This window comes from Alcanivorax sp. DSM 26293 (assembly GCF_900107995.1).
Lineage (GTDB): Bacteria > Pseudomonadota > Gammaproteobacteria > Pseudomonadales > Alcanivoracaceae > Alcanivorax.
The window spans coordinates 76763-89733 of sequence record NZ_FNUM01000001.1 but is presented as its reverse complement, the minus strand read 5'-3'; the positions used below and the strand labels follow the sequence as shown (position 1 = coordinate 89733).

The 12971-nt window shown below is 62.0% G+C and carries 9 protein-coding genes; 4 read left to right on the top strand and 5 right to left on the bottom strand.

The annotated features are described in order from the left end of the window. Positions 1-53 precede the first annotated feature (53 nt). From C4S63_RS00365 to mfd, 5 genes are all read right to left on the bottom strand, one after another. Positions 54-1061, bottom strand: a complete 1008-nt coding sequence (locus C4S63_RS00365) for an alpha-ketoacid dehydrogenase subunit beta (RefSeq protein ID WP_103916357.1) — start codon at positions 1059-1061, stop codon at positions 54-56. Next, a complete protein-coding gene (gene pdhA, locus C4S63_RS00360) occupies positions 1054-2115 on the bottom strand; it encodes a pyruvate dehydrogenase (acetyl-transferring) E1 component subunit alpha (protein ID WP_234999894.1) in 1062 nt (353 codons plus the stop codon). The genes C4S63_RS00365 and pdhA overlap by 8 nt, the downstream gene beginning before the upstream one ends. Positions 2116-2135: 20 nt before the next feature. Continuing rightward, positions 2136-3188, bottom strand: coding sequence for a Glu/Leu/Phe/Val dehydrogenase dimerization domain-containing protein (locus C4S63_RS00355; protein WP_063509074.1), 1053 nt, complete (start codon positions 3186-3188; stop codon positions 2136-2138). Positions 3189-3555: 367 nt separating this feature from the next. Further along, on the bottom strand, positions 3556-4149 hold the full coding sequence (locus C4S63_RS00350) for a peptidoglycan binding protein CsiV (protein ID WP_063509075.1): 594 nt from the start codon (positions 4147-4149) through the stop codon (positions 3556-3558). 246 nt (positions 4150-4395) lie between these two features. Beyond that, positions 4396-7872, bottom strand: coding sequence for a transcription-repair coupling factor (gene mfd, locus C4S63_RS00345; RefSeq protein WP_103916356.1), 3477 nt, complete (start codon positions 7870-7872; stop codon positions 4396-4398). A 168-nt stretch (positions 7873-8040) separates the two neighbouring features. On the opposite strand from mfd, the gene tesB reads away from it, so the two are divergent. From tesB to C4S63_RS00325, 4 genes are all read left to right on the top strand, one after another. Continuing rightward, positions 8041-8919, top strand: a complete 879-nt coding sequence (tesB, locus tag C4S63_RS00340; protein WP_062816538.1) for an acyl-CoA thioesterase II — start codon at positions 8041-8043, stop codon at positions 8917-8919. Further along, on the top strand, positions 8916-9503 hold the full coding sequence (locus tag C4S63_RS00335) for a uracil-DNA glycosylase family protein (RefSeq protein WP_103916355.1): 588 nt from the start codon (positions 8916-8918) through the stop codon (positions 9501-9503). Before tesB ends, C4S63_RS00335 begins: the two co-directional genes overlap by 4 nt. Before the next feature lie 145 nt (positions 9504-9648). Then, a complete protein-coding gene (locus C4S63_RS00330; RefSeq protein WP_103916354.1) occupies positions 9649-11088 on the top strand; it encodes a glyceraldehyde-3-phosphate dehydrogenase in 1440 nt (479 codons plus the stop codon). A gap of 536 nt (positions 11089-11624) precedes the next feature. After that, entirely contained in the window at positions 11625-12971 is a 1347-nt protein-coding gene (locus C4S63_RS00325; RefSeq protein ID WP_103916353.1) for a Na(+)-translocating NADH-quinone reductase subunit A, read from the top strand.

Here is a 12971-nt window from a genome sequence, read left to right as displayed (position 1 = left end):
ATCGCGCCGCGAGCGACGCTCCTACGGAGGCTCTGTTCCGTGCCAGCCTTCCCTCAATACTTCAACGTCTCCTTCGCCGCCGCCACGATACGTTCCACGCTCGGCATGTAATGCTGCTCCATGGCGAAGTAGGGCATGGGGCAGTCGTAGCCGGTGACCCGCTCTATGGGGGCGAGCAGATGCATGAGCGCGTCGCTGGCCAGGGTGGCGGCAATCTCGGCACTGAAGCCACCGTTGAGGGGCGCTTCGTGGACGATAACCACGCGGCCGGTCTTGCTGGCGGTGGCGATCAGGGTGTCCCTGTCCAGCGGGTTGAGGCTGGCCACGTCGATCACTTCCGCCTTGATGCCTTCGGCGGCCAATTGCTCCGCCGCGGCCAGGGCTTCATGAATCATGGCGCCCCAGCTGATCAGGCTCACGTCCTCGCCGGCACGCAAGGTAAAAGAGCGATCCAGTGGTAGCGGATCATCATCCAGTTCCACCGGTAGCCGTTGCAGGCGGTAGAGCCGTTTCGGTTCCAGAAACAGCACCGGGTCCGGGCAGGCGATGGCGGCGCGCAGCAGGCCATAGGCCCTTGCCGGCGAAGAAGGAATCACTACCCGCAGGCCCGGGATATGGGCAAACAGGGCCTCGGTGCTTTCGCTGTGGTGTTCCGGGGCATGGATGCCGCCGCCGAAGGGCGCGCGGATCACCAGCGGGCAGCTCAGCCGGCCCCGGGTGCGGTTGCGCAGGCGGGCGGCGTGGCTGATCAGTTGCTCCAGGGCGGCGTAGATAAAGCCCATGAACTGGATCTCGGCCACTGGTTTCAGGCCCTGGCTGGCCATGCCCACCGCCAGCCCCGCGATCAGGTTTTCCGCCAGCGGGGTATCCATGACCCGACGGAAGCCGAATGTCTCTTTCAGCCCTTCGGTGGCACGGAAAACGCCGCCGTTGGTGGCGATGTCCTCGCCCAGTATCACCACGTTTTCATCGGCCTCCATGGCGTGGCGGAGGGCCTGGTTGACCGCTTCCAGCAGATTGAGCGGAACGCTGGTGTCCGGGTGTGGTTGGGCGCTATGCATGGTGGTCTCCCGGTTGTTGTTGCAGCAGACGTTGCCGTTGTGGCTTGAGGGCCTCGGGCAGCTCGGCATAGAGGTAGTCGAGCATGTCGGTGGGGGCCTGCGGCGGTTGGTTCAGGTAAGTCTCCACCGCGGTATCCACCCGTTGCTGACACTCGGCCAGCCACTGCGTTTCCTGCTCTGCATCCCAGTGACCGGCGTCTGCCAGGGCCTGGCGCAGCCGTGCCACCGGTTCCCGTTGCCAGGCGGCATGGAGGTCGCTGGCCTTGCGGTAACGGCCGGCGTCGTCGGCGGTGGTGTGGTCGCTGAGCCGGTAACTCACCGCTTCGATCAGGGTGGCGCCCTTGCCGTGGCGGGCCTTGTCCAGGGCGTAATCCACCGCTTCCAGCAGGGCGGGCAGGTCGTTGCCGTCCACCTGGAAGCCTTCGATGCCAGCGGCCACGGCTTTCTGGGCGATGGTGTCGCTGGCGGTCTGCAGGCTGCGTGGCACGGAGATGGCCCATTGGTTGTTGTTGACCATCACCACCAGCGGCAGCTGCCAGACGCCGGCCACATTGAGGGCTTCATGGAAGTCACCCCGGGAGGTGGCGCCATCGCCGCAGGTGGCCAGCACGGCGGCTTTTGCGTGGTCCAGTTTGGCCTTGGTGGCGATGCCGGCGGCCTGGGTGAGCTGGCTGGCGATGGGGACGCAGTTGGGCAGGTCGCGGGCGGCGGGGGTATCCGCCGGAAAGGCGTTGCCGCGCTCGTCGCCGCCCCAGTACTGCAGGATCAGATGCAACGGTACGCCGCGCAGGTATTGGGTGGCGTGGTCCCGGTAGTATGGCACGAAGACATCATCATCTTGCAGGGCCATGCCGCCGGCGGTGGCGATGGCTTCGGCGCCCAGGCAGGAGGCATAGGTGCCCAGCTTGCCGGTGCGTTGCAGATTTACCGCCTTCTTGTCGAAGGTGCGAATCAGCGTCATATGGCGGTAGCCGTCCACCAGCCGTGGCCAGTCCGTGTTCTCCGGCAGGTCCGGTAGTCGATGGTGCATGTCGTAGGGCGTAGACGTGAACATGGCATCCTCCTTGGCGGCGTTCAGGCGGCTTCCCAGGCGTGCTTGCCGGTGTCGTCGTGAAGGCGCTGTTCGGCCTGTCTGTCGGCCATCTGTGCCGGACTGAGATGGTGCTGGTCCGCCTGGTCCAGTAGCTGGCTGAGGGTGCGGCCAATGCCGAGCACTTTCTGCCGGATGGTGCTGCGGTCTTCCTGCCGGTGGCCCAACGCCAGCGATATCAGACCGCCAGCGTTATTGAGGTAGTCCGGTGTGTAGAGGATGTCGCGCTGGCGTAGTCGTTGCGCATCGTCGTCGCTGGCCAGCTGGTTATTGGCGGCGCCCACAATCAACGCGGCGTGCAGGCGGGGGATGGTATCGGCGTTCAGCACGCCGCCCAGGGCGCAGGGCATGAAGATATCGCAGGCCACGTCGTAGAGGCTGTCGGCGGGTACCCACCGGGTATTCAGGCGGTCTGCCAGCCGCTGGGCCCGTCGCGGGTCAAGGTCCGCCAGGGTGAGTCTGGCGCCGGCCCGGGCCAGCATCAGAGCGAGCTGGCTGCCCACATGGCCCAGGCCCTGAATGGCGATGTGCAGGCCCTTGGCCCCGTGGCGCTGGAAGCGGTGGCGGATACCCGCATCCAGGGCGGCGAATACGCCCAGAGCGGTATAGGGTGACGGGTCCATGCCGTCGCCGGAAAAGCCCCACACATGGCGGGTTCGGGTGGCTACCTGGTCGAGATCGGTGATTTCCGTGCCGGCGTCCATGGCGGTGATATAGCGCCCGCCCAGGCGGTTAACGGCGTCGCCGAAGGCACGGTAAAGGGCAGCCCGGTCGTAGGGTTTGTCTGGTTCCATGATTACCGCTTTGCCGCCGCCCAGTGGCAGGCCTGCCAGGGCGGCCTTGTAGCTCATTCCGCGGGCAAGACGGCAGACGTCATTCAGGGCGGTGTGTTCATCGGGGTAGGGAAGACAGCGACAGCCACCGAGGGCAGGGCCCAAGCGGGTGGAGTGCAGGGCGATCAGGGCGCGCAGACCGGTTGCCGGATCCCGGAATTGGTGGAGTTCGGCGGCGTCGGTCTGTTCGAGGGTAACGAACATGGCAACGGCTCCTTTCCCGGTGGGGCGGGTAGGCCCGTACGGGAGCGTATTGTGGGGGCCGGGTAAGGCCCTTGGGTTTACTTTAGCGCGGGAAACGGCGGTGCGCCTGTACGGATCTGTTATTTCTGACAAGCGGTGTTATGGGGTGGGGGAATAAGGTGGCACGGTGCGGGACAGTGGTGAATGGCCACCGTAGGAGCGTCGCTGGCGGCGCGATAGTTCAATCCAGTTGCGAGTGACGAGAGACGAGGAGCGAAGACCGGGCTTTCCCTGCCCCTGGGTTTTGATTTTCGAAACTCGCTTCTCGCAACTCGTCACTGTTGCGTTATCGCGCCGCCAGCGACGCTCCTAGGGCTGGGCCGGGGTTCTAGCGGGTAATTCGCACCAGCATGCCGAACATGGGATGGTCGAAGTAGTAGACTTCGTGGCCGGTGAGGCGGCGGCTTTCATCAATTTTCACATAAAAGCGCTGGCCATGACTCTGGGTATTGAACCAGATGCGGGGCTCCACATGCACGTAGCGGGACTGGTGGAATTGCAGGGTGCCTTCCAGTTCCGGAACCTGGCCGTCATCGGTGCTGAGGATCTGGCCGCCGCGCAGGTAGACCGGCACCGTCTCGCTCTTGTTGCCGATGGGCTGACGCCAGGCCTTGTGGTAAAGCTGGCGATACTCGCCGGTGCCGGCCATGCGCTCCATCATGTACTGCAGCACCGTCTGATCCTCCGGTAAAGGCTGCCAGGCTCCCTGGGACAGAGCATCCGGGTCCGCGTATTCACTGACTTGTGGTTCGCCAATGGTGACCGAGTGAGAGGCATAGCGGGGCTGCAGATCCGCGGGCCAGATTTCGTCGCTGCCGCCGTGATCGCGGGCAAACACCAGCACTTCGATGTTGTACCAGCTCTGGGCAATGGCGGCGTTGGCCACGAGGGCCAGCACGACCAGAAAGAATGCGCGAAGCATCGGAAACTCTCCTTTGATGGCCCGTGCGCAGGCCTTATCGTGATGCTGACGTGGGAGCGGGCCTTTCCTGTTGCCTGTGGAACCCGGCTTGGCGGCAGAGAGTTCCGGTGCCTTCCTGGTGCTGGTCGCCTCATCCGGATCAAGGCGTTTCCCCTTACGCACCCACATCGTTTGTTATTGCAAAGACTATAACCAGTTCACACTCCCGGTTCACGACCAACAGTCTGACCGGTCGGTTTTCACGGGTTAGCTGCCCGTATCCTGTTTGATACTCTGGGCGGACAGGCGCTTGAGCAGGGCGTCGACCACCTGAATGCGTTCCTCGGCACTGTCACTGCCCTCTACAAAACGCAGCGCATTGGCCCCTTCCAGCTTGAAGCGGTTGGGCCCGGACTGGACCAGTTTGACAATGGTCAGCGGGTCCACCGGTGTACGCTCGCCAAACTCCAGCTTGCCGCCGCCGGCGTGAGCATCCAGTCGAGTGATGCCCAGTCGTTCTGCCTGCTGACGCAGCTCGGTCACCGCAAACAGATTTTTTACCGGTTCCGGCAGCAGGCCGAAGCGGTCGATCATCTCTACCTGCAGCTCTTTCAGGCCATCGCGGGTCTTGCAGCCGGCAATGCGCTTGTAGAGTGTCAATCGGCCGAACACGTCGGGCAGGTAATCCTCGGGAATCAGTGCGGGAATTCGCAGGTTCAGCTCCGGGCCGCCGCTGAGGGGCTTTTCCACGTCCGGTTGTTCGCCCCGTTTCAGGGCTTCCACCGCCTGTTCCAGCATCTCCATGTAGAGACTGAAGCCGATGGTTTCGATGTTGCCATGCTGCTCTTCGCCCAACAGTTCCCCGGCGCCACGAATTTCCAGATCCTGGCTGGCGAGCATGAAGCCGGCCCCCAGGTCGGTGGCCTGTTCGATGGCCTCCAGTCGTTTGAGGGCGTCCTTGGTCATTGCCTTGGGGCTTGGCGTGATCAGATACGCGTAGGCCTGGTGATGGCTGCGGCCAACCCGGCCACGCAACTGGTGCAGCTGAGCCAGCCCCAGCTTGTCCGCCCGATCAATGATGATGGTGTTGGCGCTGGGCACATCGATACCGGTTTCGATGATGGTGGAGCAAACCAGCACATTGAAGCGACGGTGGTAGAAGTCGCTCATCACCGCTTCCAGTTCCCGCTCGCGCATCTGCCCGTGGGCAATCCCTACCCGGGCGTCGGGGACCAGCTTGCGGATGTCCTCGGCGGTCCGCTCCATGGTGTCGATGTCGTTGTGCAGGTAATACACCTGACCCCCCCGGAGCAGCTCACGGAGCAGGGCCTCCTTGATGGTGGTGTCGTTGTGCTGCTGCACGAAGGTTTTTACGGACAGGCGTTTCTGCGGCGGGGTGGCGATGATGGAGATGTCGCGCATGCCGCTGAAGGCCATGTTCAGGGTGCGGGGGATCGGCGTGGCGGTGAGGGTGAGAATATCGCACTCGGCGCGCATCTGCTTGAGCCGTTCCTTGTGGCGTACCCCGAAACGGTGTTCCTCGTCCACGATGATCAGCCCCAGGTCGCTGAACGACACGGTTTCCTGCAGCAACTGATGGGTGCCCACCAGGATATCCACTTTGCCTTCTTTCAGGCGTTTGAGGACCTGGGTCTTGTCCTTGGCGCTGCGGAACCGTGACAACACTTCGATATTCACCGGCCAGTCGGCAAAGCGGTCGGTGAAGGATTCGTAATGCTGCTGGGCGAGCAGGGTGGTGGGCACCAGCACCGCTACCTGGGTCTGGTTTTCCACCGCCACAAAGGCGGCGCGCATGGCCACTTCGGTCTTGCCGAAGCCCACATCGCCGCACACCAGCCGGTCCATGGGCTGGCTGGATTGCATGTCGGCAATCACCGAGGCAATGGCGGCCTGCTGGTCCGGGGTTTCCTCAAAGGGGAAGCCGGCGCTGAAGCGCTCGTAATCGCTCATGTCCACGTCGAACTGCTTGCCCTGGCGGGCCTCGCGGCGGGCGTAGGTGTTGAGCAGTTCCGCGGCCACATCGTGGATTTTTTCCGCCGCCTTCTGCCGGGCCTTGCTCCACTGCTCGGTGCCCAGCCGGTTGAGCGGGGCAGTATCGCCGCCGCCGTAGCGGCTGATCAGATGCAGAGAAGAGACCGGCACGTAGAGTTTGTCGCCGCCGGCATATTCCAGCAGCAGGAATTCGTGTTGCTGGCGGTCCACTTCCATGTGGATCAGGCCCAGATAGCGGCCCACGCCGTGTTCCAGATGCACCACCGGGGAGCCTTCCGTGAGCTCGCCCAGGGAGCGGAAAGCCTGCTCGGCGGCGCCATCGTCGCTGCTGGATTTACGGCGCCGGCGTTGCAGGACGCGCTCCCCGTAAAGGTCGTTTTCGGTGACCACCAAGAGTTCATGTTCGGGGGCGTAAAAGCCCGCATCCAGCTCGCCACGGGTCAGGCTCCAGCGCTCCGGCCGGGCGATAAAGTCCGGCCAGTTGTCTTTCAGCGATGGCTGGATGCCGATTTTCTGCATTAGCTCCAGCAGGGCCTCCCGGCGGCCGGCGGTTTCCGCACAGAGCAGAATGCGGGTGTCCGGATGGGCGTCGGCGAAGGTATGCAACAGGGCCAGCGGATTGCTGGCGCGCACGTCGGCGGTGAGTGCCGGCATGGCTGCCACGTCGAACTGGATGGCATGTTTCCTGTCGGCATCACTGCCGGTCTGCCTTGCCCGGGGATGTTGCTTGAGGGAGGCGCCCAGCTCCTCCGGACGCAGGTACAGTTTCCAGGGTGCCAGAATGGGCCGGTGGATATCGTGGCGGCGGGATTCATAGCGCTGTTCCACGTCAGCCCAGAAATGCTCCACGGCACCTTGGCTGCCGGCCATTTCCACCAGCCGTACATCGTCGGGCAGGTAGTCAAACAGGGTGGCCATGTGCTCGAAGAACAAGGGCAGGTAGTACTCCAGCCCCGGCGCCGACAGGCCATCGGACACATCCTGATAGAGCGGTACGCCGCGGGTGTCCACGTCAAAGGTATCGCGGAAAGCCGTGCGAAAGCGGCTGATGCCGTCAGCGCTTAGCGGGTATTCCGCCGCCGGCAACAGGGTGATCTCTTCCACCTTGCCGGTGGAGCGCTGGCTTTCCGCGTCGAACAGGCGCAGGGATTCGATCTCGTCGTCGAATAGCTCAATGCGGAAGGGTTGATCCGCGCCCATGGGAAAGATATCCATGATGGCGCCGCGTACGGCGAATTCACCATGTTCGTAGACGTTATCCCGCTGTCGATAGCCACAGGCCACCAGCCGTTGGCGGGTCGCTTCCATGTCAAAGGTGTCGCCCACCTTGAGCAGGAAGCTGTTGCCGGTGATGTGCAGTGGTGGCGCCAGCCTCTGCATCAGGGTATTCACGGGGACGACCAGGATGCCCTTGTGGCTGGTGGGCAGCTGGTGAAGCACGCGGATACGGTCGCTGATAATGTCCTGATGGGGGCTGAACAGGTCGTAGGGCAGGGTCTCCCAGTCCGGAAACAGCATCACCGGCGTCTGGCTGCCCGCCAGGTAAAAATCCAGTGAGTCGGCCAGGTGCTGGGCACGGCTGCTGTTGGGGGCCAACACCACAAACAGATGGTCCTGGCTTCGGGCCAGCTCGGCCAGCACCGCAGCCAGGCTACCGCTGTCCAGCCCGGCCCAGTCTTTGTAGTGCTCGGGGCCGGTGGGGAAAAGAGGGCTGTCAGGGAGTAACTTCATTAAGACCCGTTTCCTGCGTGTTCGGTGGGGTATCAGGCGGCGTATTGTAGCGGTGAGGGGCTTCCCCGGCCATTGCAGCGTCAACCGGGGCGCCTGCAGGGTGGGGGCTGAACATGCGGGCTGACAGCGGTTAAGATGCGTTTTTGTTTTTTGCGCTGAGGATTGGCTATGAATGCATCGGTTCGGGAACTGATGGCGCTGTTTGACCTGGAGCAGCTGGAAAATAATTTGTTCAGGGGGCAAAGCCAGGCCAACGGCCAGCAAAGTGTGTTTGGGGGGCTGGTGGCAGGGCAGGCGTTGCTGGCGGCGTCGAAAACCGTCCCAGCTGATCGTTCCGTGCACTCCTTGCACGCCTATTTCCTGCGGGCCGGAGATTTCACCAAGCCCATTGTCTACGATGTGGACCGCATTCGGGACGGCAGGAGCTTTACTACCCGCCGGGTCAACGCCATCCAGCATGGCCGGCCGATTTTCTCGCTGGCGGCGTCGTACCAGGTCGAAGAGGAGGGCGTTGCCCATCAGGCGCCCATGCCGGAGGTGGCCGGCCCGGAGGGCCTGGAGAATGACGAGGCGGCCCGGCAGAAGCTGGTGGCCCGGTTGCCGGAACAGTACCGCGAAGCCTTTCTCCAGGATCGGCCGGTGGAATTCCGCCCGGTCACGCCCCGTGACCCGATTTCTTCCCAACCGGAACCGCCGCTGCGGGAGGTGTGGTTCAAGGTGGTCGATTCGGTGGAGGCAGACCCCATGACCCAGCGGGCGCTGCTGGCCTACTGCTCGGATTTCGGGCTGATGGGGACCGCCATGCTGCCCCACGGCATGAACTTCTGGCAGCCCCATGTGCAGTGCGCGAGCATCGACCACGCTATGTGGTTCCACGGGGATTTCCGTATTGATGAATGGCTGCTGTATCGCAGCGAGAGCCCTTTTGCCGGAGGCTCCCGGGGGATGAATTTCGGTTCCATCTATCGCCAGGACGGCACCCTGGTGGCATCGGTGGCGCAGGAAGGGCTGATGCGTCTGCACCGTTCGGACAGCCCGGTGGCATGAGTTCACTGATTTCTTTATTGGAGGAGGTCCGGGCCTGCCGGTTGTGTGAGGCCCATCTGCCTTTGGGGCCGAACCCCGTGGTGCGGGCAGGGCAGAGCGCCCGGTTGCTGATCGTGGGGCAGGCACCGGGCACCCGGGTCCATGAAACCGGCATTCCCTGGAATGATCCATCCGGGGACCGTCTGCGTGACTGGCTGCAGATGGACCGGGAAGTCTTTTATGACGAAAACCAGATTGCCATTATTCCCATGGGGTTCTGTTACCCGGGCCGCGGCAAGGGGGGCGACCTGCCGCCCAGGCCGGAATGTGCTCCCCAGTGGCATGAACGGTTGCTGGCGGAGCTGCCGGATCTGCAGCTGACCCTGCTGGTGGGGCAGTATGCGCAGAAATACTACCTGCCGTCGCCGGGCAAGACCCTGTCGGACAATGTCCGGGATTTCGACCGGGCCCTGCAGTCTGGCTACTTCCCGCTGCCTCATCCGAGCCCGCGAAACCGGCTATGGCTGCGCCAGCGGCCCTGGTTCGAGGAAGCGGTTTTACCGGTGTTGCGTGAACGTGTGAAAGCATTGTTCGTGAAACCGTAATATCCCCGCCATTTGGGTGGATAAACGTGGCGTTTGGCGATATTATTCGCGCCCCAAACTCCACCGCCGGTGAACGCAGAAACCGGGCATTTCGGTGCCAGCCACGGTTTTCTTCACCCGAACCCAACCTGAGAGGGGCATCTCCGTGAACAAACTGGAAGACCACTTCGGACGCTGGAAGAACCGCGAAGAAATCGCAGAAGCCATGATCCCGATGATTGGCAAGCTGCATCGCGAAAAGAACGTCACCACCACTGTTTACAGCCGTTCCCTGGTCAACAAGTCTGTTATCCAGATCCTGAAAGCCCACCGTTTCGTCAAGCAGGTCGAAGATTCCGAGCTGTCTGTGGTGGATTCCTTCCCGATTCTGCAGGAAGTGAACAAGCTGGACCTGGGCCCCTGCCGCATTGATATCGGCAAACTGGCGGTAGAGTACAAGAAAGACAACCGCGGCCTGTCCGTTGAGGACTATGTGCGAGAAGAGCTGGCGGAAGCGGTCAATAACAAGGGGCCGGTGCCCAGCTCCACGGACGTGGTGCTGTACGGTTTTGGTCGTATTGGCCGTATTCTGGCCCGTCTGCTGATCGAGAAAGCCGGTTCCGGTGACGGCCTGCGCCTGAAAGCCATCGTAGTGCGTGAGTCCGGCAAGGGTGACCTGCAGAAGCGCGCCAGCCTGCTGCGTCGTGACTCCGTGCACGGCCCGTTCGCCGGCACCATCGCCGTGGATGAAGAAGAAAATGCCATCATCGCCAACGGCAACTTCATCAAGGTGATCTACTCCAGTGATCCGTCTGCCATCGATTACACCGAGTACGGCATCAATAATGCCGTGGTGATCGATAACACCGGTAAGTGGCGCGATGCGGAAGGTCTCTCCCAGCACCTTCAGTGCAAGGGCGTTGCCCGTGTCATGCTGACCGCGCCGGGCAAAGGTGATATGAAAAACATTGTTCATGGCGTGAATAACGACATGATCGAGGACAGCGACAAGATCATCTCCGCTGCCAGCTGCACCACCAATGCCATCGTGCCGCCGCTGAAGGCGCTGGAAGACAAGTTCGGCATCGAATACGGCCACGTGGAAACCGTGCATTCCTACACCAACGACCAGAACCTGCTGGATAACTTCCATAAAGGTCCTCGTCGCGGTCGCTCTGCTCCCCTGAACATGGTGCTGACCGAAACCGGTGCGGCGACGGCTGCTGCCAAGGCGCTGCCGTCCCTGAAAGGCAAGCTCACCGGCAACTCCATCCGGGTACCGACCCCGAACGTGTCCATGGCGATCCTGAACCTGACCCTGGGCAAGGAAACCACCCTGGAAGAACTCAACGAGTACCTGCGTTGGGTGAGCCTGCATTCTCCGCTGCAGCGTCAGGTGGATTTCGTCAGCAGCCCGGATGCGGTCTCCACCGACTTCGTGGGTTCCCGTCACGCTTCCGTGATTGATGCGGAGGCTACCATTGTCAGTGGGCGCCATTGCGTACTGTACGTGTGGTACGACAACGAGTTCGGTTACAGCTGTCAGGTGTTGCGCATCCTGCAGCAGATCTCCGGGGTGGAATACCCGGCGTATCCGAAGGACTGAACGGCGTTTGAATAAAAAGCCCGCGCTGCGGGCTTTTTTTCGGTGCATGACCGGCTTTTCTTTTGCACCAAAGCAGTTCTGTGCGACGAAAGACGGGTCGGACGGTGCTGGCGAATGGGCAGGTGCGTCTTTATAATGGCGCCGCTGGCAGCTGCCGGCTCCGTGCAGGCTGTTGAAAAGCCCGTTGCATGCTCAGGCTTTCAGGCTGGTTCACAATCTAGGCGCAATTTTGAAGGTGTATGTCGATCCATTGAGAAATTGCAACAACGAGTGTGGGCCAGCCTGAAAGCCCCGGAGGGCGCGGCCTGAAGGGCACATCTGCTGCGTTTTGTCGCTAGGAAAGGGAACCACCCTGTCCGTCGCGACAAAACACAACAGCTGCACCCTTCAGGCCACGCTGAGTACGCAACGGGCTTTTCAGCAGCCTGCCTAGCAAATTCCGGTTTTAGCGAACATCCTCGGCATTTTCCCCGCTTTTCGGGGCTTGCAGGCGGATGTGCCTCGACTTCAGCAACACGCAACGTGGGCGAGAAACTATGATTAAAGTCAGGAAGGGCCTGGATCTGCCCATCGCTGGTGCGCCGCGCCAGACGATTGAGGAAGGCCACCAGGTTCGTTCTGTTGCCGTGCTCGGCGGTGACTATGTGGGCATGAAACCCACCATGGAGGTCCGCGAAGGCGATGTGGTCAAAAAAGGCCAGTTGATCTTCACGGACAAGAAAACCGAGGGTGTGAAATACACCGCTCCTGCAGCGGGCAAGGTGGTGGCGATCAATCGTGGCCACAAGCGCGTGCTTCAATCGGTGGTGATTGAAGTGGCCGAGCAGGAAGACGAAGTCACTTTTGATTCCTACAGTGCCGACCAGATTGGCGGTTTGGACCGTGAAACGGTCCAGCGTCAGCTGGTTGACTCCGGCGAGTGGACCTTGTTGCGGACTCGCCCCTTCGGCAAGGTACCAGCGCCGGGCAGTATTCCGAACTCCATCTTCGTTTCCGTACTCGATACCAACCCGCTGGCCCAGGAGCCTGCGCTGGTTATCAAGGAAAACGAGCAGGCTTTCCGTCATGGTCTTGCCGTGCTGAGCCGTCTCACCGATGGCCCGGTGTGGGTATGTCGTGGCCCCAACACCGATTTGCCAAGCTTTGCCGGCGGTCAGGTCCGTGAAGAAGCCTTTGCCGGCAAGCACCCGGCAGGCAATGTGGGTACACACATTCATCACCTGGACCCGGTTAGCCTGAAGAAGACGGTATGGTCGATCGGTTATCAGGACGTGATTGCCATCGCCAAGTTGTTTACCGAAGGCAAGATCTATTCCCAGCGGGTGGTGGCACTGGCCGGCCCGCAGGTGAAAACACCGCGTTCCTTGCGTACCCGCGTGGGCGCCAGCACCGATGACTTCGTTCAGGGTGAGCTGAAAGAGGGCGATAACCGCCTGATCAGCGGCTCTGTGTTCGGCGGTCATAATGCTCAGGGGCCGGTGGCCTTCCTGAACCGCACCGTGAATCAGGTGACAGTGTTGTCTGAAGGCCATGAACGTCAACTGCTGGGGTATATCTCCCCGGGCGTGAACCGCTTCTCGGTCATGAACATCTACTTGTCCAAGCTGATGCCGGGTAAGCGCTTCAACTTTACCACCACCACCAACGGTTCCGAGCGGGCCATGGTGCCGGTGGGCGCCTACGAGGAAGTGATGCCGCTGGATATCCTGCCAACCCAGTTGCTGCGTGCTCTGATTGTTGGCGATACCGACAGTGCCACGGCACTGGGCGCGCTTGAGCTGGTGGAAGAAGACCTGGCCCTCTGCACCTTTGTGTGCCCGGGCAAGTACGAATACGGTCCGATTCTGCGCGACAATCTCACCACCATTGAAGCGGAGAGCTGA

Excerpts from the sequence above, each read along its gene's own strand:
- C4S63_RS00325 (WP_103916353.1), top strand. The coding sequence starts at position 11,625 with ATGATTAAAGTCAGGAAGGGCCTGGATCTGCCCATCGCTGGTGCGCCG.
- C4S63_RS00365 (WP_103916357.1), bottom strand. The coding sequence starts at position 1,061 with ATGCATAGCGCCCAACCACACCCGGACACCAGCGTTCCGCTCAATCTG.
- C4S63_RS00335 (WP_103916355.1), top strand. The coding sequence starts at position 8,916 with ATGAGTTCACTGATTTCTTTATTGGAGGAGGTCCGGGCCTGCCGGTTG.
- mfd (WP_103916356.1), bottom strand. The coding sequence starts at position 7,872 with ATGAAGTTACTCCCTGACAGCCCTCTTTTCCCCACCGGCCCCGAGCAC.
- C4S63_RS00355 (WP_063509074.1), bottom strand. The coding sequence starts at position 3,188 with ATGTTCGTTACCCTCGAACAGACCGACGCCGCCGAACTCCACCAATTC.
- pdhA (WP_234999894.1), bottom strand. The coding sequence starts at position 2,115 with ATGTTCACGTCTACGCCCTACGACATGCACCATCGACTACCGGACCTG.
- C4S63_RS00350 (WP_063509075.1), bottom strand. The coding sequence starts at position 4,149 with ATGCTTCGCGCATTCTTTCTGGTCGTGCTGGCCCTCGTGGCCAACGCC.
- tesB (WP_062816538.1), top strand. The coding sequence starts at position 8,041 with ATGAATGCATCGGTTCGGGAACTGATGGCGCTGTTTGACCTGGAGCAG.